The following is a 19833-nucleotide window of genomic DNA, read 5'->3' as shown; positions in this document are numbered from 1 at the left end:
CGGTCGCGTGTTAGTAGGTGTCGTAGGATCCGTTGTTTGCTTTGCGCAATGCCCATACGTAGTCGGCGCGTTCACGGGCCTCGAGATCCTGGTCAGGAGCCGCCAGCAGCCCGCGAACCTCATCGAGGGCGTGAAAACCCTTGCGGTTCATCCAGTCACACAATCCCAGCAAGAGCACGCCGGCATATTCCGGACCGTGGCGCAGCAGCGCCGACGCCGACTGCACCACGTCGGCTCCCGCGAGCAGATATTTGGCCACGTCGGCTGCGTGCTCGACCCCGGTACTGGCCGCCAGCGAGGCACGAATCCTCCCGCACAGCAACGCGATCCAGGTCAGCGGCAGGCGTGTGTCCGCCGGCGTCGATAGGGTGACCGTGCGCACGGTGGTCAGTGTTTCCGGGTCGATATCGGGCTGCAGAAACCGGTTGAACAGGACCAGCCCGTCCGCACCGGCGGCGTCCAGCCGGTGGGCCATGTCTGCCGTCGCGCTGAAAAAGGGGCTGAGCTTGACGGCGACCGGTACCGCTGTGGCGGCTTTGACCGCGGCCAGCACGTCGAGATGGCGCTGCTCCACGGCAGCGCCGTCCGAAACTTTGGGGCCGGGATCGCCGGGTAGGTGGTAGATGTTCAGCTCGATCGCCGCCGCGCCGGCGTCCTGCATCGACCGCGCGTAGCGCGCCCAGCTGCCGGGCGTCGACGCGTTGAGACTGGCGATGACCGGGATATCGACGGCGGCTGCGGCGCGCTCGACCAGACGCAGATACCGGTGACCGCCGCCGTTGTCGAGGTGCGCGGGAAAGTAGCTCAGCGACTCGGCGTAGCTTTCGCTGCCCTGGGTGGCGATCCGGTCGTCGTGCTCGGCTTCGCGACGTAGCTGTTCTTCGAACAGCGAATAGAGCACCACCGCACCGACACCGGCGTCGGCGAGGCGGCGCACGCCGTCGGCGGTGCGGCTCAGTGGCGATGCCGAGGCTACCAGCGGGTTACGCAGGTTCAGTCCGAGGTAGCGGGTGGACAGGTCCATCAGAACCCCCTTCGCGCATCAGACGGGAACTCCTGCGGAGTCCGAGAAGCCATGTCCTCGTAGACCATCCACCGTTGGTCGATCGACTCCTGCGCCAGCGCTAGCAGCCGGTCGGCCTCGTCGGGATCAGAATTGGTGAGGCTTCGGTAGCGCAACTCGCGGTTGCGAAAGTCGGCGAGCGAAACCCGGGGCCGGTGCGAATCCAGCAGGAAGGGCGGCTTGCCGGTAGCCCGTAGTACCGGGTTGTAGCGAATCAATGGCCAGTGCCCGCTGGCAACCGCGCGGTATTGCTGCTCAAGGCCGTAACGCAGCTCGAAGCCGTGGGCGATGCAGTGGCTGTAGGCGATCACCAGCGACGGCCCGTCGTAGGCTTCGGCCTCCCGCAAAGCCAGCAACGTCTGCTGCGGATCGGCGCCCATCGCGACGCGTGCGACGTAAACATTGCCGTATGAGATAGCCTGCAGCGCCAGGTCTTTGCGCGGCACCGTCTTGCCGCCGGCGGCGAACTTGGCCACCGCGCCCAACGGTGTGCTCTTCGACATCTGCCCGCCGGTGTTGGAGTACACCTCGGTGTCGAGCACCATCACGTTGACGTTGTGCCCGCTGGCGAGCACGTGATCGAGTCCACCGGCGCCGATGTCGTAGGCCCAGCCGTCGCCGCCGACGATCCACACGCTACGGCGGATCAAATGATCGATAACGCTCTGCAACTCGTCGGCAGCGCCCGGCGATAGCCGGTCCAGCCTGCCGGCCAGTTCGACAACCCGCCGGCGCTGGGCGTGCAGTTCTGATTCGCGCTGTTGCGGGGCGGCCAGGATGGCGTCGACGAGGTCGGCGCCCAGGTGGTCGCGCAATTCGGTCAGCCGCTGCCGGGCCTGTCGTGTGCGGGTATCGGCGGCCAGGCGCATGCCCAGACCGAATTCGGCGTTGTCTTCGAATAACGAATTGGACCAGGCCGGGCCGCGGCCCTCGGCGTTGACGGTCCAGGGAGTGGTGGGCAGGTTGCCGCCGTAGATCGACGAGCAGCCGGTGGCGTTGGCGATCATCAGCCGGTCGCCGAACAGCTGGGACAGCAGCTTCAGATAAGGGGTTTCACCGCAACCCGCGCAGGCGCCGGGGAATTCGAACAGCGGCTGCAGGAACTGGGTGCCGCGCACCGTCCCGAAGTCGACCATGGAGCGGTTGGCCACCGGCAGCGTTTCGAAGAACGCGATGTTCTCGCGTGCCTCGGCAACCAGCGGCTCGCGCCGCGCCAGATTGATCGCCTTGGTGACCGGGGTGCCGGGGACCACGGCCGGGCAGGCTTCCACGCACAGGTTGCATCCGGTGCAGTCCTCGACGTAGACCTGCAACGTGTAGCGGGCACCGGGCAGGCCGACCGTATTCAGCGGTGCCGACGGGAACGACTCCGGAGCCTCCCGCAGCAGGTCCTGCTGATAGAACGTGGTGCGAATGACGCTGTGCGGGCACACGAATGCACAGTTTCCGCACTGGATGCAGGTGTCGGGATCCCACACCGCGACCAGGTCGGAGATGTTGCGCTTCTCGTAGGCCGCGGTGCCGCTGGGATAGCTGCCGTCCACCGGAAGCGCGCTGACCGGCAAGGCGTCGCCGCGCCCGGCGATCATCGCCGCGGTCACCGTGCGCACGAAATCCGGGGCGTCCGGGGGAACCGGCCATTCGAGTTCGCGGGTGGAGGTGGCGCTGCCCGGCACCTCAATCTGGAGCAGTCCGGCCAGCGCGCGATCGACCGCCTCGAGTTCGCGGGCCACCACGTCCGCACCCTGGGCGGCGTAGGTCTTGGCGACGCTGTCTTTGATCTGCGCGATCGCGGCGTCGACCGGCAGCACACCGGCGATCGCGAAAAAGCAGGTCTGCAGCACGATATTGATCCGGCCGGCCAGCCCGACCTCGCGCGCGATGGTGTCGGCGTCGACGACATAGAGCCGGATGCGTTTGTCGATGATCTGCTGTTGCACCGGGCCGGGCAGGCTGTCCCAGACCCGCTCGGGCTTCCGGGAACTGTTCAGCAACAGTGCGGCACCGTGCGCGGCCCGGCCCAGCACGTCGACCGTGTTCAGGAACCGTTGGTGGTGGCAGCCGACGAAGCCGGCCCGCTGCACCAGATACGGTGCTTTGATGGGTTGCGGTCCGAAGCGCAAGTGCGAAACAGTTTGCGAGCCAGACTTTTTTGAGTCGTAGACGAAGTAGCCCTGAGCGTACATGTGGTCCTGGCCGCCGAGAATCTTGATGGTGTTCTTGTTGGCGCCGACGGTGCCGTCCGAGCCCATGCCGAAGAACACCGCGTGGGCGACGGCGGGGGATTCGATGTCGAACTCCGCGTCGTAGCCGATGCTGGTGCCGCTGACGTCGTCGTCGATGCCGACGGTGAAACGGCTGCGCGGCCGCTCGCGGGCCAGTTCCTCGAAGACGCCGGCGACCATGCCGGGGGTGAATTCTTTCGACGACAGGCCGTAGCGTCCGCCGCAGACCAGCGGCAGTGACGATCGTTCGCCGCCGCTGTAGGCCTGCGCCAGGGTGGCGACGACGTCCAAATACAGCGGCTCGCCTTGGGATCCGGGTTCCTTGGTGCGGTCCAGCACCGCTATGGCGCGGACCGTCGGGGGCAACGCCGTCAGCACCGCTTGGGCCGGAAACGGTCGGTACAAACGGATGTGGACCACCCCGACCCGCTCGCCGCGCGAGTTGAGAGCGGCCACGGTTTCGGCAGCGGTCTGAGCGCCCGATCCCATCAGCACCACGACGCGTTCGGCCTGCGGGTGTCCGGTGTAGTCGACGATGTGCATCGAGCGTCCGGTGCGCTCGGCGAGTTCGCCCAGGAGTTGTTCGACCGTGTCGGGTACTCGGGCGTAGAACGGGTTGACGGTCTCGCGGGCCTGAAAGTAGGTGTCGGGATTTTGCGCGGTGCCACGGATGCCCGGCCGTTCGGGTGACAGGGCACGGTCGCGGTGGGCCAGGATGAGCCGCTGCGGGACCAGGGCCCGCAAGTCGTCGTCGCCGAGCAACTCGATCGTGTTGAGCTCGTGCGAGGTGCGGAAGCCGTCAAAGAAGTGCACGAACGGAACCCGGGTGCGCAGCGTGGCCGCTTGTGCGATCAGGGCTAAATCGTGGGCCTCCTGCACCGAGGCCGACGACAGCAGCGCAACGCCGGTCTGACGCACCGCCATCACGTCCTGATGGTCACCGAAGATCGAGAGACCCTGGGCCGCAATGGATCGAGCGGCCACGTGAATCACCGCTGAGGTGAGCTCGCCGGCGATCTTGTACATGTTGGGGATCATCAGCAGCAGGCCTTGGGACGAGGTGAACGTCGTCGCCAACGCGCCGCCCTGCAGGGCGCCGTGCAGCGCGCCCGCGGCCCCGCCCTCGCTTTGCATCTCCACCACCGTCGGCACCGTGCCATAAATGTTGGGCCGGTGCTGGTTCGACCAGGCGTCGGCCAACTCGGCCATCGGCGAGGACGGGGTGATCGGGTAGATGCAGCACACCTCGTTGAGCCGGTAGGCCACCGAGGCTGTCGCCTCGTTGCCGTCGACCGTGGTGCGTGTCATCGCGGCTCCGGGATCATTTCGATGGCGTGCACGGGGCACTGCTCGTAGCAGGTGGCGCAGCCGGTGCAGCGGTCGTAGTCGAAGCGATAGCGGTGCCCGCGGCCCAGCTTGATCACCGCGTCCTCCGGGCAGGAGCCAAGGCAGCCGTCGCACTCGAAGCAGTTGCCGCACGACAGACACCGGCCGGCCTCGAACGTCGCGGCCCGGTCCGACAGGCCGCCGACAACCTCGTCGAACCCGGTGACGCGTTGTCGGGGAGGGAGTTCGGACTGTTGGCGTCGGGCCGCGTCGCCGAAATACCACAGGTGTAGCTGGCCGAACTCGGCCATCGGATGCTTCGGGGGCGGCGCCTCGGAGGCGCCGCGCAGCCACGCGTCGATGGAGTGGGCCGCCTTTTTGCCGTGCCCGACGCCGACCGTCACGGTGCGTTCACACGGCACCATGTCGCCGCCGGCGAACACGCCGGAGCACCCGGTCATCAGTGTCGGGGAGACCCGCACGCTGCCGTCGCGGTCGAACTCCACGCCGGGAAGGCTGCGCATGAACGCCGATTCGGTTTCCTGTCCCAGAGCCATGATCACCGTATCGGCGGTCAGGGCCTCGAACCGCCCGGTCGGCCGGGGGCGGCCGGATTCGTCGAGCTCCATCAGCTCGACCTGAAGCTCGGTGTGATCGAAGGCGGTGATGGTGCGCAGCCAATTGATCCGTACGCCTTCGCGTTCGGCCTCGTGGATTTCGTGTTCGTGGGCGGGCATCTGGGCTGCGCTGCGCCGGTAGATGATCACGGTGTCTTCGGCGCCCAGGCGGCGGGCGACGCGGGCGGCGTCCATGGCGGTGTCGCCGCCGCCGTAGACGGCGACGTGGCGGCCGAGGTCGGGTTTTTCGCCGGCGGCGACTGCGCGCAGCAGCGACACCGCGTCGATCATGCGTCCCGCGTCGTGAGACGGGATGTCGACGCGCTTGGCCAGATGCGCGCCGACGGCCACGAACGCCGCGTCGAAGTTCCCGGCCGCGCGTTCGGCGGCGAGATCGTCGACGCGGTGTCCGGTTGTCAGCTGCACGCCGAGCGCCGCGATTCGCTCGATTTCGGCGTCCAGCACGTCGCGGGGCAGCCGGTAGTTGGGGATGCCGTAGCGCATCATCCCGCCCGGCTCCGCGCCGGCGTCGCGTACTTCCACGTGATGGCCCAGCCGGGCGAGGTGATAGGCGGCGGACAGTCCGCTGGGGCCGGCGCCGACGACGAGCACCCGCTTGCCGGTCGGATGCGGTGCGGGTTCGAACCGCCAGCCTCGGTCGCGGGCGGTGTCGCCGAGGAACCGCTCCACGGCATGGATAGCGACGGCAGCATCCAAATATGCTCTGTTACAGACGGATTCGCACGGGTGGTAGCAGACCCGCCCGTGGATGGCGGCGAACGGATTGTCGGCAACGAGTTGGCGCCACGCCTGCTCGTGACGTTCGGCGCGGGCATCGGCGAGCCACGCCTGGATGTTCTCGCCGGCCGGGCATCCGGCGTTGCACGGCGGCAGTAGGTCGACGTAGACCGGGCGGCGGTCGCGGACCGGGCCGGCCCGTTGCGCTCCATGCGATAGGTCGGGCAGGGCCGCGAGGTCGCCGCGCGACACGAACTTATAGGCGTCACCGGACGTCATGGTGCTGACGATATGACTCGTCGTGCGGCTCTGCTGCTTTCGTTTGGCCCTCAAGGTGAGGACTTCCGACTCTGATCGCAAGGCGCGCGGCGGCGGAAAGTTGCGGAATGGAGCATTTGACCGCCCTTGACGCGGCTTTCCTCGAGGTCGAAGACTCCGATCCGCACGTGAGCTTGGCGATCGGCGGACTGTCGATCATCGAGGGGCCTGTGCCGGCATTCGACGAGTTCCTCTCGGGTCTGGTCGAGCGGGCTTCGGTGATTCCGCGGTTCAGGCAGATCCTGCGAACGCATCCGTTGGACCTGGGTCCACCCGAGTGGGTGGATGACCCACATTTCGACATTTCGCGGCACCTGCACCGCCTCGCCTTGCCACACCCCGGCGGGGACGCCGAACTCTTCGAAATGATCGCGACAGTGATGGAGCGCCGGCTTGACCGCGAGCGTCCGCTGTGGGACTGCTTCATGATCGAGGGACTCAGCGATGACCGGTGGGCGGTGCTGACCAAGCTGCACCACTGCATGGCCGACGGCATTGCGACCGCGCAGATGTTGGCGCGGTTCAACGACGGGGGCGGCGGCGACTCTTTCGCCACCGATATCCGGGCCGCGAAGGAACCCGATCGGCATGGGTTTGGTCTGCCGAAGATCAGCCTCAACCCGTTGAGCTGGGCGGGCGGGATGGTGCGCGGTGCGTTGGGCGCGGCCACCGTAGTCGAGCATGTCGCGGTGGGCGCGGCCGAACTGGCGGGCAGTCTGCTCAGCCCGGCGCCGGATTCGTCGTTGCACGGGCGAGTCACCGCGATGCGGCGCTACCATGCGGCCCGGGTCCGGTTGGCTGACGTGCGCGAAGTTGCCCAGGCGTTTGGTGTGACGCTCAACGACGTTGCGCTGGCGGCGATCACCGACAGTTACCGCAAGCTGTTGCTTGCGCGGGGGGAACACCCCGGCCGCGACTCGCTGCGCACCCTTGTCCCGGTGTCGGTGCGCGGGGTGAACCAGTTCAACCGGGCCGACAATCGGGTCTCGGCGATGCTGCCGCTGCTGCCGGTCGATGAGCCGGACCCGGTGCAGCAGCTGCGGCTGGTGCACAGTCGGCTCACCCGGGCGAAGGGCAGCGGTCAACGCGAGGGCGGCAACGCCGTGGTTTCGGCGGCCAAGAACATCCCATTTGTCTTCTCGGCGTGGACGATTCGGTTGCTCAGCCACCTGCCGCAGCGGGCGGTGGTGGGGTTGGCGACCAACGTTCCCGGCCCGCGACGCGAACAGACACTGATGGGGCGGCGGGTGCTGGAAATGCTGCCGATCCCGCCGATCGCTTTGCAGTTGCGCACCGGCGTGGCGATGGTCAGTTACGCCGACAATTTCGTCTTCGGCATTACGGCGGACTACGACACCGCGCCCGATATCGAGGCGCTGGCGGCGGGCATCGAGGACGGGGTGGCGCGGCTTCTCGAGATCAGCCGGGCGGGCCGGAGCAAGCGAGGGTCCAAGCCGCGCGTTGCCGGTGACTGATGTGGGCTGCCGGAACTCTGCGCCCGGGTTGACCCCCGAAAGCCGTCGGGGCCGTCGGGTGGCGGGCGCGAAACTTAGCTGATATAACATCTAGCATGCCTAAACAATTATATGCGGTCGAAGGTGTCAGCGACGGCGGGCAGCGCGCGCTGACTATCATTCGCCCATTCGTAAACCTGTTGCTGCGCACCCGTTTTGCGGGTTCGGCGGGTAAGCACTTTATGGTGTTGAGCTTCACGGGGCGTAAGACAGGTCGCGAGTATTCGATACCGATAAGTGCCCACTGGTTGGATGACGGACTTTTCGTCCTCACCCGCATGCGGTGGAAGAACAACTTCCGCAACGGTGCCACCGCCGAGATCTATTACGACGGCAAGCCGATGACCATGCACGGTGAACTCATCGAAGACCGTGCGACCGTCGCCGATCTCGTCCACCGCTGCGCCGAGTCCTATGGGGTCAGGCGCGCGCAACTCATCATCGGATTGAAGTTCCGCGACAAGCGCATACCCTCAGTCGAGGAGTTCGCCGAGGCGGCTGAACGTCTGAATTGGGCCGTGGTCCGGTTTACGCCGGCCGACTAGCGATGCGGCATATCGTGGGTGACGCCTGGGTGGGCAAGCCAACAGTTGCCGGCGATGTTCCTGCCCGGCAACGCATTTGGCCGGTCCGGGCTTAGCCGAGAACCCCCGATCCGTCTTCAGGAAGATACCCGGCTCGGGTGCGTGCGTGTCCCGGCGGCTTCGTTGAGCTCCTCGCAGGCCCGCAGCGTCAGGGGGGCGAGGTACGTCGGGCGTCGATCGCCCGCGCCGTTGCGGCGTCGGGTTTCCTTGATGCCTGCGACGTTGGAGATGACGAGGTCGGATGCCGGTTGGATGCATCGGTGAGCACGCCCCACGACCACGTTGGTGGTTACGGGCACCAGTGGTGTGGGTGAGTCGCCCGCCGCGATGAACAGATGGTAGTCCAGAAACCGGAGACTGCCGCGGATCGCCGCCTGAGCACAACTGAGCAGACCACACCGCAAAGCCACCACGCGGGTTTACTCGCCATCAGATGGAGATCTGCTTGCCGTATCTGCGGACGCAACGTTTGGGCGGTCGAGCCATTGGTAGGTGCTTAGCTTGACGCGATCCTCGACGAGGAACCAGAACAAAGCGTAGGCCCACACGACGGTGGCCCAGCCCCAGCCCAGCGGCGTCATGAGTACGCCGTAGACGGCGATGACCGTTGCGATCACCTGCGTTCCGATGACAGCCAGCAGCAGTATCCGTGCGGGTGCGGGCCGTGACCAGAACGGGCCGCGGCTGCGCGTGACGAAAACCGTGAGGTGGCCCGAGACCGACAGTTTGAGGTAGATCAGGGTACGGATGACGTTGTGGTCCAGGCCCAGGGCCGTGTCGGCGAAGGCGAAGAGTAGGAAGGTCTCACCAACCCCCATGACGCCCAGCGTGGTGGCTATGGTTAGCACGCCGCGCATATCCCAGGCGGCGGGTCTGTTTGAACCACGGACGTGGTCGTAGGCAATGGCCAGGATGGCGCCGTCGTTGAGCAGCGCCAAGAACACAATCATCACGGCGGTGACTGGGAAGAAGTTCATGGTCACGATCGCCAGCGTGATCAGCAATAGCACCCGAATGGTTTCAGCGACGCGGTAGGTGGCGTAGCTGGTCATCCGCGCGAAGATTTCGCGGGCCTGCCGGATGGCGGCCACGATCACCGCCAGCCCTGGCGCGAGTAGCACCACATCGGCCGCAGCGCGAGCCGCATCGGTGGCTCCGGCGACCGCGATCCCGGCGTCGGCCTGTTTGAGGGCTGGAGCGTCGTTGACGCCATCACCGGTCATCCCGACGATGTGCCCACCGGCCTGCAACAGTCGCACGATGCGATATTTGTGTTCGGGGAACACCTCAGCAAAGCCATCGGCCACCTCAACACGGCCTGCCAATTCGTCGTCACCGGCGGTGGTAGCAAGCGCTGCTGCGCCGAGTATCTGCTCTCCCAACCCGACCTGTCGGGCGATTTCGCGGGCGATGGCGCGCTGATCGCCGGTGACCATCTTGACGTCGATCCCGAGCTGGCGCGCGGCGGCGATGGTTGCGGCGGAGTCATTGCGGGCCGGATCGGCCAACGCCAAGACGCCGAGCAGGCGCCACGATCCGGTCATATCGGTTTGGGCCACGCCGAGCGATCGGTACCCGTGTGCGGCGAACTGGTCGACTACCTCACCGACCTGGCTCGTGACAGCGTCCTGCTCACAAAGTGCGGCGATGACTTGCGGCGCGCCCTTGCTGACCTCGAATCGGCGGCCATCGGGGCCACGCACGTAGGCTTCCGAGCGTTTTCGCACGGGGTCGAAGGGCGTGAACTGCTCCACATGCAGCGCCGGTGGTTCGCAGGTGGCCAGTACCGCCACATCGATGGGATCGTTGTCCTCGGCCCGTGAGGCCAGCGTGCCCGCTGCCAGTAGATCGTGCTCGGAAATACCCGGCGCCACCCAGCAAGTCGCCACCGCGAGGCGGTTCTGGGTCAGGGTGCCGGTTTTGTCTGAGCACAACACGTCGATGCCGCCGAGTTCCTCGACTGCGGGCAGGTGGCTAACCACGGCCTGTTGATGTGCCAACTTGCGCGCACCGACGGCCATCGTGACCGACAGCACCGCCGGTAGAGCGACCGGAACCGAGGCGATCGTGACCACCAGCGCAAATTCCAGCGTTTGCAACACCGGATTGCCCTGGATCAGCGACACCGCCACCGTCAATGCGACGAGCGCCACTGCAATGACGATGAGGTAGTTGCCGATGCGCAGCACCGCGCGCTGGAAGTGGCTGACTGTGCCCGCAGTCTCCACCAGCGCAGCGGCCCGCCCGAAATACGACGACCCCCCGGTGGCGTACACCAGCGCGTCGGCTTCGCCGCGCACCAGCACTGACCCCGAGTACAGCGCATTGCCCTTGCCGCGGGCGACGGCCAAGGACTCGCCAGTCAGCGCAGACTGGTCCACTTCGAGGGCAGCGTCGTCAAGTACCCGCAGATCGGCGGGAATCACATCACCCAACCTGACCCGCACCACATCACCCGGCACCAACTCCCGTACCGGCACCGACGTCCATGCGCCGTCGCGCAACGCGCGCGCCGACGTTGCCAGCCGTCGTCGAAGCGCCGCGATCGTCCCGGCTGCCTGGTGCTCCTCGGTGAACGCCACCAGCCCGTTCACCAGCAACAAGGCGGCGATGATCCCCGCGTCGGTCCAGTGCCGAGCGGCCAGCGATAGCACCAGCGCGGCCTCGATCATCCATGGGATCGGCGCCCAAAAGTACCCAAGAAGCACCAACAGCGGGTTCTGACGCCGTTCGGTGATCTCGTTAGGCCCGTAGCGCTCCAACCGCGAAAGTGCTTGGGCCGAAGTCAACCCTGCAGCGGAGCTGTCCAGGTGGGCGAGCGCCCGCTCCAATGGGAGCTTCGCCAACGTATCGTCGCCGCACTCCCGCACGTTGTGTCCTCCCGAGGCCTATGTCAGCAAGTGCTGAGCCGGGTCGAAGTCGGCATCGGTGTGTGCCCGCTGGTGTACCCCGGTCGTGCCCTCAGGGAGCCGAGGCGGGCACGCCTTCAATCGTCTCAATCGCATCGCGGGCCGTGGGCTGTGCCCTCCGATCGACGGCCTGGGCAAGCCGCTGCGTGATCCGCATGGGCACCGGGCCGCGGGGCCGCAGGGTGATCTCCGTTCGGACGGCGGGCATCCCCCCGGATAACAGATCGAGCGGGTGCGCCTGAGCGATGGTTGCCAGCACGAGCTTGGCTTCGAACATTGCGAAGCCCGCCCCCACACAGATACGGCGTCCGCCGCCGAACGGCACGAAAGAGTAGCGGGGCCGATCGGTTTCAGTCAGGAAGCGGTCCGGGTCAAAGCCCTCCGGATTCGGCCAGAACTGCGGGTGCCGGTGCAGCAGGTAGGGCGGCACGACTACGGTTGTTCCCGCGGCCACGGGTATGCCGGCGATGTCGTCGGCTTCGACGGCGTCGCGCTCGATGCTCCACGCGGGCGGGTAGAGGCGCATCGCCTCGTTGATGACCGCTTCGGTGAACACAAGACGGTCGACGTCGTCAGCACAGGCCGGGCGGCCGGCCAGCACGTCGTCGACCTCGGCTTCCAACCGGCGGCGGGCGGCGGGACAGCGAGACAACAACGCAAGTGTCCAGGTGAGCGCGGTGGAAGTGGTTTCATGCCCGGCGAGCATCAGCGTTAGCACCTCATCGCGGATCTCGACGTCGTCGAACGTCGAACCGTCCTCGTCGCGCGCGGTGAGTAGGAGGTCGAGCAGGTCGGCGCCGTCGCCTGAGCCCGTTTCGGCACGACGGCGCGTGACGATCTCGGCCACGACGGCATCCAGCGTGCTGACCGGAGCCGCTACGCCGGGTACGCGCCGCAGCCACGCCGAGCCAGCCCATTCGGGGACGGCGGCCGATAGCAACACGCTGATAATCGCTGCGTGCTGGATCGCGCCCAAAGCGTCGCCAATGCGCTGCGCCGAGCCAGCCAGTGACGCACCGAACAGCACTCGGCCGACGATCTCGAGGGTGAGAGCGCGCATCTGCTCGGCTGCATCAACGACGTCGCCATCTCGCCACGTGGCCACCCTGCGCTGCGCAGCCGCCACGATTTCGGGTGCGAAGGCGTTGAGATGACGCCGGGCAAAGACGGGCTGGATGATGCGGCGGTGTCGTTCCCATACGTTGCCTTCGCTGGTTAACAGCCCGGAGCCAAGCAAGGCGCGCAGCGGCAGATAGGTGACGGCCTTGACGTAGTTGCGCTGTTGTGTCACGAGCACGTGTTCGGCATGTTCGGGTCGGCTCAGCAGCAGGATCGGCCGGTGGCGGCGAAACGGCAGGCGCACCGCATCGCCGTAGGTGCGCTGCAGCGAGGCATATGTGGCAAGCGGGTCGCGCGCCATGCGGGCCCACCACCGCAGCGCCGCAGCGCCACTCGGCCCCGATACGATCGTGGGTTTCATGATGATCTCCTAAGAACCCGGGACGAACCGCACGAACGGCATATGCCGCCCAGCCTCCCGGAAGTCGGCCTCCGACCCGTCGACCGAGAACCCCATGAGGCGCGGAAGCAGAAACTTCGCTGCCATTCGATGCCGCACCGCGTAGCGCGCGAAAATTTCCGCGCCCTCGTCGGCGTCCAACGTCACCGACCTCACCGGCATCGTTCGTCTTCCCACCTGGACAGTGACGTCCGGTTTGTGAACAACGTTTTGGTACCAGGCAGCGGTCGGCCCCCAACCCGATGCGACGACAAAGCTGCCGTCGGCGGGATCGTGTTCGACAACTTCGAGCACCGCATAACGCCGGTTACCGGACCGGCGCCCGATGTGATGAAGCAGCATGATGCGATTCCCGAACACCCACCCAAGACCGGCCCGGTAGACGTAGATCGGCAGTCGATACAGGAGCCGACTCAACCCTGCCGGTGGCCGCACGTTCTTCACGATCTTCACGATCCCCATCCCCTCAGCGTGTGTACATGCACCCCGCTGAACGCCGCCGCGCCCTGACTTGCGGCAATGGATCGACCGCCGCTAGTGCGGTGCGCCTATAAAAACACTACTGCAACCATTGCATAACGCAATATTGGAGCCGCCGGTGATCATGGTTCCCGAGCGGCAGTATCCCGCGGCCGTTGTCTCGCCGATCCAGAAACAAACTCACTGCCATCACACAGCAGCCAGGACTAATCCGCTATCAGCAGCTGTCCCAACCAGTTCCGGATGCCAGGTGGCCGGCAACATCGGCACCTGCGCGCCATCGAACTCGGCACCTCGTACGGTGGCCAACCCACCAGCCTGCACCCCGGCCCCTTGTTCGGCGGTACCCGCAAATCCTAATGACCCGGCACCCTGGTGGCTGGCTGTCACCGACACCAACTGCGACTGCGACACCACCGCCGACACACCCGCCACCGGCTCCAGCGCAGCGACTTCTGTGGCCGCCACCGGAGTTACCCCAGCCATAGCCGCCAATGGAGCGGTCGCAGTGGTCAGGCCCACCAACGGCACACCCGAGACACCGGCCATCTGGGGGGCAACACCGCCAGCCAACATCCCGGCTAGCAGGGGAGAGAAACCGAACAAATTCCCGATCACCCACTCAAGCAGGATCTTCAGCACACCGAAGTACCCGTAGGCCAGGAAGTACGCGATCAGCAAGCAATTTAGACCAAACTGGATGAATAGCGGAGCATCTTCGATTAATTGGAGCACCAGCCCAATTACATTGAGAGTCAAGACATCTAACGCCAGCCAAAGCACCGCCCATCCGAGCGGAATGAGTTCCGACAGCAATGTTGGAAGTACTTCCCACAGCAGCCGGCCTACATAGTCCAGAAGCTCGGTGATTTGTTGCCATGGGAAGGGGGTGAGGGTGGTTTGGGCGGCGGTGGCGGCGATGGTGCTGCCGGGTTTGATGATGACGGGTGCGGGGGTGGTGTGGGGGGTGGTGGCCAGTGCGGTGGTGGTGATTGCTTCGTAGGCGCTCATGGTGGTGGCGGCTTGGATCCACATGCGCAGGTAGTCGGCTTCGTTGAGGGCGATGGGGATGGTGTTGATGCCGAAGAAGTTGGTGGCCAGCAAGACCGCGTGGGTGGCGTGGTTGGCGGCCAGCTCGCCCAGGGTCGGCATGGCGGCCAGGGCGCTGAGGTAGGCGGTTGCGGCGCTCTGGTGGACGGTGGCGGTGGCGGCGCTGTCGGCGCTGGCTTGGGTCAACCACGCCAGATACGGTGCGTAGGCTGCTGTGCAGATCTCGGCGCTCAGGCCGTGCCAGGCGACAGCTTCCATTCCGGCCAGCACGGTGGTGAGTTCTTCGGCGACGGCCGCGTATTCGGCGCTAAGCGAGGACCATTGTGCGGCGGCTGCGATCAGCGGGGCGGGCCCGGGGCCGGCGCTGAGCAGCGCGGAGTGCACCTCCGGTGGGGAGGCCATCCAGAGGGGTGCGGTCATGCCTCGGCACCTGCCAGGCCGTAGGTCAGCGCTGCTGCGCTATCGCCGGCGGCGTAGCTGATTCCGGCGGTACCCAGGTCGGCTCCGGAGCGGGTCAGCTCTTCGACGGCCTCGGTGGCCACGCCCACATGCTCGATACCGCCAGCGCTGAAGCCCGCCGCGGTGCTCAACGACACCGGATCGGCCACCGGTGCCACCACCGCCGAAATCATCGGCGCGGCAGCGGCATGCGCGGCCGCCAGTCGCGCGCTGAGCGCCTCGACCGCGGCGGCCGCGCCCGCCAACCCTTCAGGAACCACCCACAACGTCACCGCCACAACCCCTTGCTTCGAACGTCAGTCAGTGCCCGCTTCATGGGTAACAATACACCGCGGCAATATTCGCATACCCACACGGTATTGGAGCGTCTGGTCAAGCGATTGACAGTCTCAGGGGTTCAAGCGCCCCATTTGGCGGCTTCGGCGATGTCGCGGGCGTTCATCGCCAAGGTGTTGGACTCATGAGTGGAGGCCATCGAGTGATAGGCGCGCACCAGGTCCTGCATGGCGTCATTCCACTGGGCCTGCCAACCCTGATAGGTCGTTCCGGTGTCACCCTGCCACGCATTGGACAGCGCGGATTGTTCGCTAGCGATATCGGCACCCAGGCTCTGCAGCGTTCCCGCGTATCCCGACATATCCCCGGCGTGTCCCAACATCGCCGCGTAGTTGTACATGATTTGTGACATCACAAATTCCCTTCAAGAATTAGTTGTAGTGATCGACTCAGAATCCGGTGTAGCTCGACGCCGCAGCAGCGTCTGCAGCAACGTAAGTCCCGGCAGCATCACCGAGATTGGCCTGCGCGATATCCAGCAAGGCGTTGACCCTGCCCGCAGCCTCCACAAACCTCGCGTGCGCGGCCTGAAATGCCGCGGCGGATTCACCCTGATGAAACGCCTGCGCCGACATCGCCGATTGCTCGGCGGAACCGATCGTGTGACGCATCAGACCGGCCTTGGCGGCGAACGCCGACTGTGACGCCACCAACTGCGGAATGTGGGCATCCAACAAGCTCACAACATCTCTCCTATCAACTCGATTTTCCGTTCTTTCCGACATTTCGGCCGCAATACATCACACAGCGATCAAGCCTGATCCGCTATCAGCCGCTGTACCAACCAGATCCGGATGCCAAGTGGCGGGCAACATCGGCACCTGCGCGCCGTCACCGAACTCGACACCTCGTACGGTGGCCAACCCGCCAGGCTGCACAGCACCCTGTTCAACCGTGCCGGCAAACCCCAAGGTCCCAGCTCCCTGAGGCCCCGCCGATACCAGCTGCGGCTGCGACGCCAACGCCGGCGTACCGGCTACGGGCTCCACTGCAGCGACTTGAGTGGCCGCCAACGGAGCGCCGGCAGCCATACCCATCAAAGGAGCGGCTGCACTCGAAGCAGCAGCAGAACTTGGCGACGCCAATGCCGCAGCGGCCGCGGGCGACAAAGACGGACCAATCAGAGCGAAGTTGCCGATAATCCAGTCGATCACGATCCCTATCACATGTAATGGAGCAACAAACGGCAACAGCACAGCTGTGATCCCAAACACCGGAATTGCGATCAGCCAGAACAGGCCTGCGCCAAAGAGGTATTCCGCAACAGTGGCATTACCCGCAAAAAATGCTATAGCAGCGGCGACAAAGAGAAATGGCACCACCCAGATAGTGAGAAGAAGACCCCAAAAGGCGACAATGTAGATCCCCTCGTACAGGATGGCCTTTCCAATATATTCGAGGATCTCCCACAAGGGGAAGGGGGTGAGGGTGGTTTGGGCGGCGGTGGCGGCGATGGTGCTGCCGGGTTTGATGATGACGGGTGCGGGGGTGGTGTGGGGGGTGGTGGCCAGTGCGGTGGTGGTGATTGCTTCGTAGGCGCTCATGGTGGTGGCGGCTTGGATCCACATGCGCAGGTAGTCGGCTTCGTTGAGGGCGATGGGGATGGTGTTGATGCCGAAGAAGTTGGTGGCCAGCAAGACCGCGTGGGTGGCGTGGTTGGCGGCCAGCTCGCCCAGGGTCGGCATGGCGGCCAGGGCGCTGAGGTAGGCGGTTGCGGCGCTCTGGTGGACGGTGGCGGTGGCGGCGCTGTCGGCGCTGGCTTGGGTCAACCACGCCAGATACGGTGCGTAGGCTGCTGTGCAGATCTCGGCGCTCAGGCCGTGCCAGGCGACAGCTTCCATTCCGGCCAGCACGGTGGTGAGTTCTTCGGCGACGGCGGCGTATTCGGCGCTAAGCGAGGACCATTGTGCGGCGGCTGCGATCAGCGGGGCGGGCCCGGGGCCGGCGCTGAGCAGCGCGGAGTGCACCTCCGGTGGGGAGGCCATCCAGAGGGGTGCGGTCATGCCTCGGCACCTGCCAGGCCGTAGGTCAGCGCTGCTGCGCTATCGCCGGCGGCGTAGCTGATTCCGGCGGTACCCAGGCCGGCTCCGGAGCGGGTCAGCTCTTCGACGGCCTCGGTGGCCACGCCCACATGCTCGATACCGCCAGCGCTGAAGCCCGCCGCGGTGCTCAACGACACCGGATCGGCCGCCGGTGCCACCACCGCCGAAATCATCGGCGCGGCAGCGGCATGCGCGGCCGCCAGTCGCGCGCTGAGCGCCTCGACCGCGGCGGCCGCGCCCGCCAACCCTTCAGGAACCACCCACAACGTCACCGCCACAACCCCTTCCGATGGATGTCCGGCTGCGAAACTGCCCTTGGTTGGGCACTCCGCAGTGATACGTCTGTATTGGATTAAATACAAACGTATTGGACACAGTTGCATACGTCAACTGTGCTGTCAACCCTCCGGTTTCGGTTCGTTACCCGACTGCTGCGGCGTCGCTCTACGTGCCATGCAGCGTCGCACCCAGGCGCTGCGGACAATCATCATCAAACGCAGCCGCGTGGTTCTGTCGGTTCGCGCTTCAGGGCAGCTCCTGCCGATCCGGCGCGGTCCACCTGCGCTGCCTACTTCTGCCGAAGCGCCACAATCTGGTCATTGCGGCCGCCGACGTAGACAGTGCCCATGTTGTCGACCGCCAAACCCCAGGGATTGTCGAGGCCGGTGAAGTGCAGCTCGACTTGCGTCGACGAGCCTGGCGGGAGTTTGAGTATTCGGCCGTTGCCCTTGTTGGTGACGTAGACCGCGCCCTCGCTGTCCACGGTGACGCCGCCGGGTTGCTTGAGTCCGGTGAAGGGCAGCGTGACTTGAGTTTGCGCGCCGGCCGGCAACGCCAGCACCCGATTGTTGCCGCCGTCGGCCACGATCACCGTTCCGCTGCTGTCCACCACCAAACCGGTCGGATCGCTAAGGCCGGTGAAGGGTAGTTCGAACTGTGTGTTCGAACCGGCGTAAAGTCCGACCACTCGATTCTTCGCCGTGTCGGTGACGTAGACGGTGCGGCTGCTGTCCACCGACAACCCGGTCGGATTGCTCAGGTCGGTAAACGGCAGGGTGACTTGGGTTTTCGAGCCGGCGGGAAGTACCACGACCCGCCTGTTGCCGGCGTCGTTGACATAGACGGTGCCGCTGTTGTCGGCTGTCACACCGGTCGGATAGCTGAGGCCGTCGAAAGGTAGTACGACCGGCGTGGTCGAGCCCGCGAACAAAGCCAGTATCCGATTGTGCAGGGTGTCACCGACATAGACCGTGCCCCCACTGTCGACCGACAGGCCCTGCGGGTCCCGTAGTCCGGTGAAAGGCAGCACCACCTGCTGAAACTCGGTGCGTTCCGGACTCAGCGTGCTGACCGTGACCATGGCCGCAACGGTCACAGCCACGGTGAGCAGGGCAGCGGCCGTGATAACGACCGCCTTGCGGCGCCACCAGGGCCGCGACGGCCGTGTCATCTTGGCTGGCGGTGCCGCGGCGGGTTGTTGCGCAGGGACTGAGAGCGCCTCTGCCAGCCGTCGCGGCATCGTCGGCGGGGCCGCGACATGCTGCGGTGGCGACCGTGGTGCAATCTGCGGTTGACCGCGAGTGTCAGGGTGGGCGTGGGCATCGCCGGGGTAGGGGATCGGCGGCTTTGGCCGAACGCGAGGCTGCGGCGCAGGCGTGGTCAGGGCATCGTGGGCGGCCCGCGCCAATTCGACTGCGGTCTCGTAGCGGTCGCGGGGATTCTTGGCCATGCCTTTGGCGATGACCATGTCCAACTTCACCGGCAGCCCGGGATTGATGCTCGACGGCCGTGGCGGTGGAGTCTCGAGGTGGCTGGTGATCTGTTCCTCGATGTCACCGGGGAATGGGTGTTGCGCGGTCAAGCACTCGTAGAGCACGCAGGCCAACGAGTAGATATCCGAGCGGGCGTCGACCTGTCCCATGCTGAGCCGTTCCGGGGCCATATAGTGGCAGGTTCCGATCACATCGCCGACTGTTGTCAAGCCCAGTTCGCCCGCCGCGCGCGCGATTCCGAAATCGATCAGATAGGCGAAGTCGTCGGCGTCGAGCAAAATGTTTGACGGCTTGACGTCCCGGTGCAACAGACCATCCCGGTGCGCGGCGTGTAGCGCCTTCGCAACCTGCTCGATGATGCGCACCGCTCGCATCGGCGGCAGCGGCCCGCGGCTGAGCACCGACTGTAGGTCGCGGCCCTCGATTAACCGCATGTCCACGAACAGCCGCCCGTTGATCTCACCGTAGGTGTGGATCGGGATGAGATGTGGGTTACTCAGTCGTGCGGCGGCATGAGCTTCGCGACGGAACCGCTGCTGGAACACCTGGTCGTCGGAAATCTCGGCGGGCAGGATCTTGACCGCGACGACTCGGTCGGTGACGGTGTCATAGGCCCGCCACACCTCGCCCATGCCGCCGCGGCCCAGCAACTCGACCAGGCGGTACCGTCCGAACGAAGTTCCCTCCAACGAGCCCTCCCAGCAACCGCCAGCAACTGGCCAGACCATACGCGGCACCGGCAACAGTTGGAGGCATTTCGATGCGCCGCGGCGCTACCGATCCGCACTCGCATTGTGGACCAGCCACTACGAAACTACCGGTCCGCTGCGCGGGAGGCCGTCGCACAGCGGGGCCCGGCGAGCAGACACAGAGTCGCACTG

General features: G+C 65.9%; 16 protein-coding genes. 2 read left to right on the top strand and 14 right to left on the bottom strand.

Features of this window, described 5'->3' with window-relative positions:
* Window positions 1–10: 10 nt before the first annotated feature.
* Genes MKAN_RS03510 through MKAN_RS03500 form a run of 3 tightly spaced genes read right to left on the bottom strand, consistent with a single transcriptional unit; the run spans window position 11 to window position 6248 of the window.
* Window positions 11–1024, bottom strand: a complete 1014-nt coding sequence (locus tag MKAN_RS03510; protein WP_023365190.1) for a dihydroorotate dehydrogenase-like protein — start codon at window positions 1022–1024, stop codon at window positions 11–13.
* Window positions 1024–4596, bottom strand: coding sequence for a pyruvate:ferredoxin (flavodoxin) oxidoreductase (nifJ, locus tag MKAN_RS03505; protein WP_023365188.1), 3573 nt, complete (start codon window positions 4594–4596; stop codon window positions 1024–1026). Before nifJ ends, MKAN_RS03510 begins: the two co-directional genes overlap by 1 nt.
* Window positions 4593–6248 (bottom strand): NAD(P)-binding protein, encoded by a 1656-nt coding sequence (locus tag MKAN_RS03500; protein WP_023365186.1) that lies wholly within the window; start codon window positions 6246–6248, stop codon window positions 4593–4595. The genes nifJ and MKAN_RS03500 overlap by 4 nt, the downstream gene beginning before the upstream one ends.
* Before the next feature lie 107 nt (window positions 6249–6355).
* Between MKAN_RS03500 and MKAN_RS03495 the strand changes: the two genes are divergently transcribed.
* On the top strand, window positions 6356–7762 hold the full coding sequence (locus MKAN_RS03495; protein WP_023365184.1) for a WS/DGAT/MGAT family O-acyltransferase: 1407 nt from the start codon (window positions 6356–6358) through the stop codon (window positions 7760–7762).
* A 95-nt stretch (window positions 7763–7857) separates the two neighbouring features.
* Window positions 7858–8346: a hypothetical protein gene (locus tag MKAN_RS03490; RefSeq protein WP_023365182.1), complete on the top strand. Its 489-nt coding sequence runs from the start codon at window positions 7858–7860 to the stop codon at window positions 8344–8346.
* A 116-nt stretch (window positions 8347–8462) separates the two neighbouring features.
* Here MKAN_RS03490 and MKAN_RS03485 read toward each other — a convergent pair whose 3' ends face one another.
* The 11 genes from MKAN_RS03485 to MKAN_RS03435 all read right to left on the bottom strand — a co-directional run bounded on the left by MKAN_RS03485 (window position 8463) and on the right by MKAN_RS03435 (window position 19641).
* Window positions 8463–8795: a hypothetical protein gene (locus MKAN_RS03485; RefSeq protein WP_133163493.1), complete on the bottom strand. Its 333-nt coding sequence runs from the start codon at window positions 8793–8795 to the stop codon at window positions 8463–8465.
* Window positions 8796–8804: 9 nt separating this feature from the next.
* Window positions 8805–11255, bottom strand: coding sequence for a plasma-membrane proton-efflux P-type ATPase (locus MKAN_RS03480; protein ID WP_023365178.1), 2451 nt, complete (start codon window positions 11253–11255; stop codon window positions 8805–8807).
* 91 nt (window positions 11256–11346) lie between these two features.
* The gene (locus MKAN_RS03475) at window positions 11347–12714 is read right to left on the bottom strand and encodes a cytochrome P450 (protein ID WP_160937626.1); all 1368 of its coding nucleotides are present in this window, start codon (window positions 12712–12714) and stop codon (window positions 11347–11349) included.
* Window positions 12715–12783: 69 nt separating this feature from the next.
* The gene (locus tag MKAN_RS03470; protein ID WP_036393330.1) at window positions 12784–13266 is read right to left on the bottom strand and encodes a nitroreductase family deazaflavin-dependent oxidoreductase; all 483 of its coding nucleotides are present in this window, start codon (window positions 13264–13266) and stop codon (window positions 12784–12786) included.
* Window positions 13267–13482: 216 nt separating this feature from the next.
* Window positions 13483–14763 (bottom strand): PPE family protein, encoded by a 1281-nt coding sequence (locus MKAN_RS03465; RefSeq protein WP_023365172.1) that lies wholly within the window; start codon window positions 14761–14763, stop codon window positions 13483–13485.
* A complete protein-coding gene (locus tag MKAN_RS03460) occupies window positions 14760–15074 on the bottom strand; it encodes a PE family protein (protein WP_036393332.1) in 315 nt (104 codons plus the stop codon). The genes MKAN_RS03465 and MKAN_RS03460 overlap by 4 nt, the downstream gene beginning before the upstream one ends.
* A gap of 125 nt (window positions 15075–15199) precedes the next feature.
* A complete protein-coding gene (locus MKAN_RS03455) occupies window positions 15200–15490 on the bottom strand; it encodes a WXG100 family type VII secretion target (protein WP_023365168.1) in 291 nt (96 codons plus the stop codon).
* Window positions 15491–15527: 37 nt separating this feature from the next.
* On the bottom strand, window positions 15528–15821 hold the full coding sequence (esxG, locus tag MKAN_RS03450; RefSeq protein WP_023365166.1) for a type VII secretion system protein EsxG: 294 nt from the start codon (window positions 15819–15821) through the stop codon (window positions 15528–15530).
* A 57-nt stretch (window positions 15822–15878) separates the two neighbouring features.
* Window positions 15879–17141 (bottom strand): PPE family protein, encoded by a 1263-nt coding sequence (locus MKAN_RS03445; RefSeq protein WP_023365164.1) that lies wholly within the window; start codon window positions 17139–17141, stop codon window positions 15879–15881.
* On the bottom strand, window positions 17138–17452 hold the full coding sequence (locus MKAN_RS03440; RefSeq protein WP_036393333.1) for a PE family protein: 315 nt from the start codon (window positions 17450–17452) through the stop codon (window positions 17138–17140). The genes MKAN_RS03445 and MKAN_RS03440 overlap by 4 nt, the downstream gene beginning before the upstream one ends.
* Before the next feature lie 296 nt (window positions 17453–17748).
* Window positions 17749–19641, bottom strand: coding sequence for a serine/threonine-protein kinase PknD (locus tag MKAN_RS03435; protein ID WP_036393336.1), 1893 nt, complete (start codon window positions 19639–19641; stop codon window positions 17749–17751).
* Window positions 19642–19833 lie beyond the last annotated feature (192 nt).

It is taken from the genome of Mycobacterium kansasii ATCC 12478, from assembly GCF_000157895.3.
In the GTDB taxonomy this organism is placed as follows: domain Bacteria; phylum Actinomycetota; class Actinomycetes; order Mycobacteriales; family Mycobacteriaceae; genus Mycobacterium; species Mycobacterium kansasii.
This window is presented reverse-complemented; position numbering and strand designations above follow the sequence as displayed.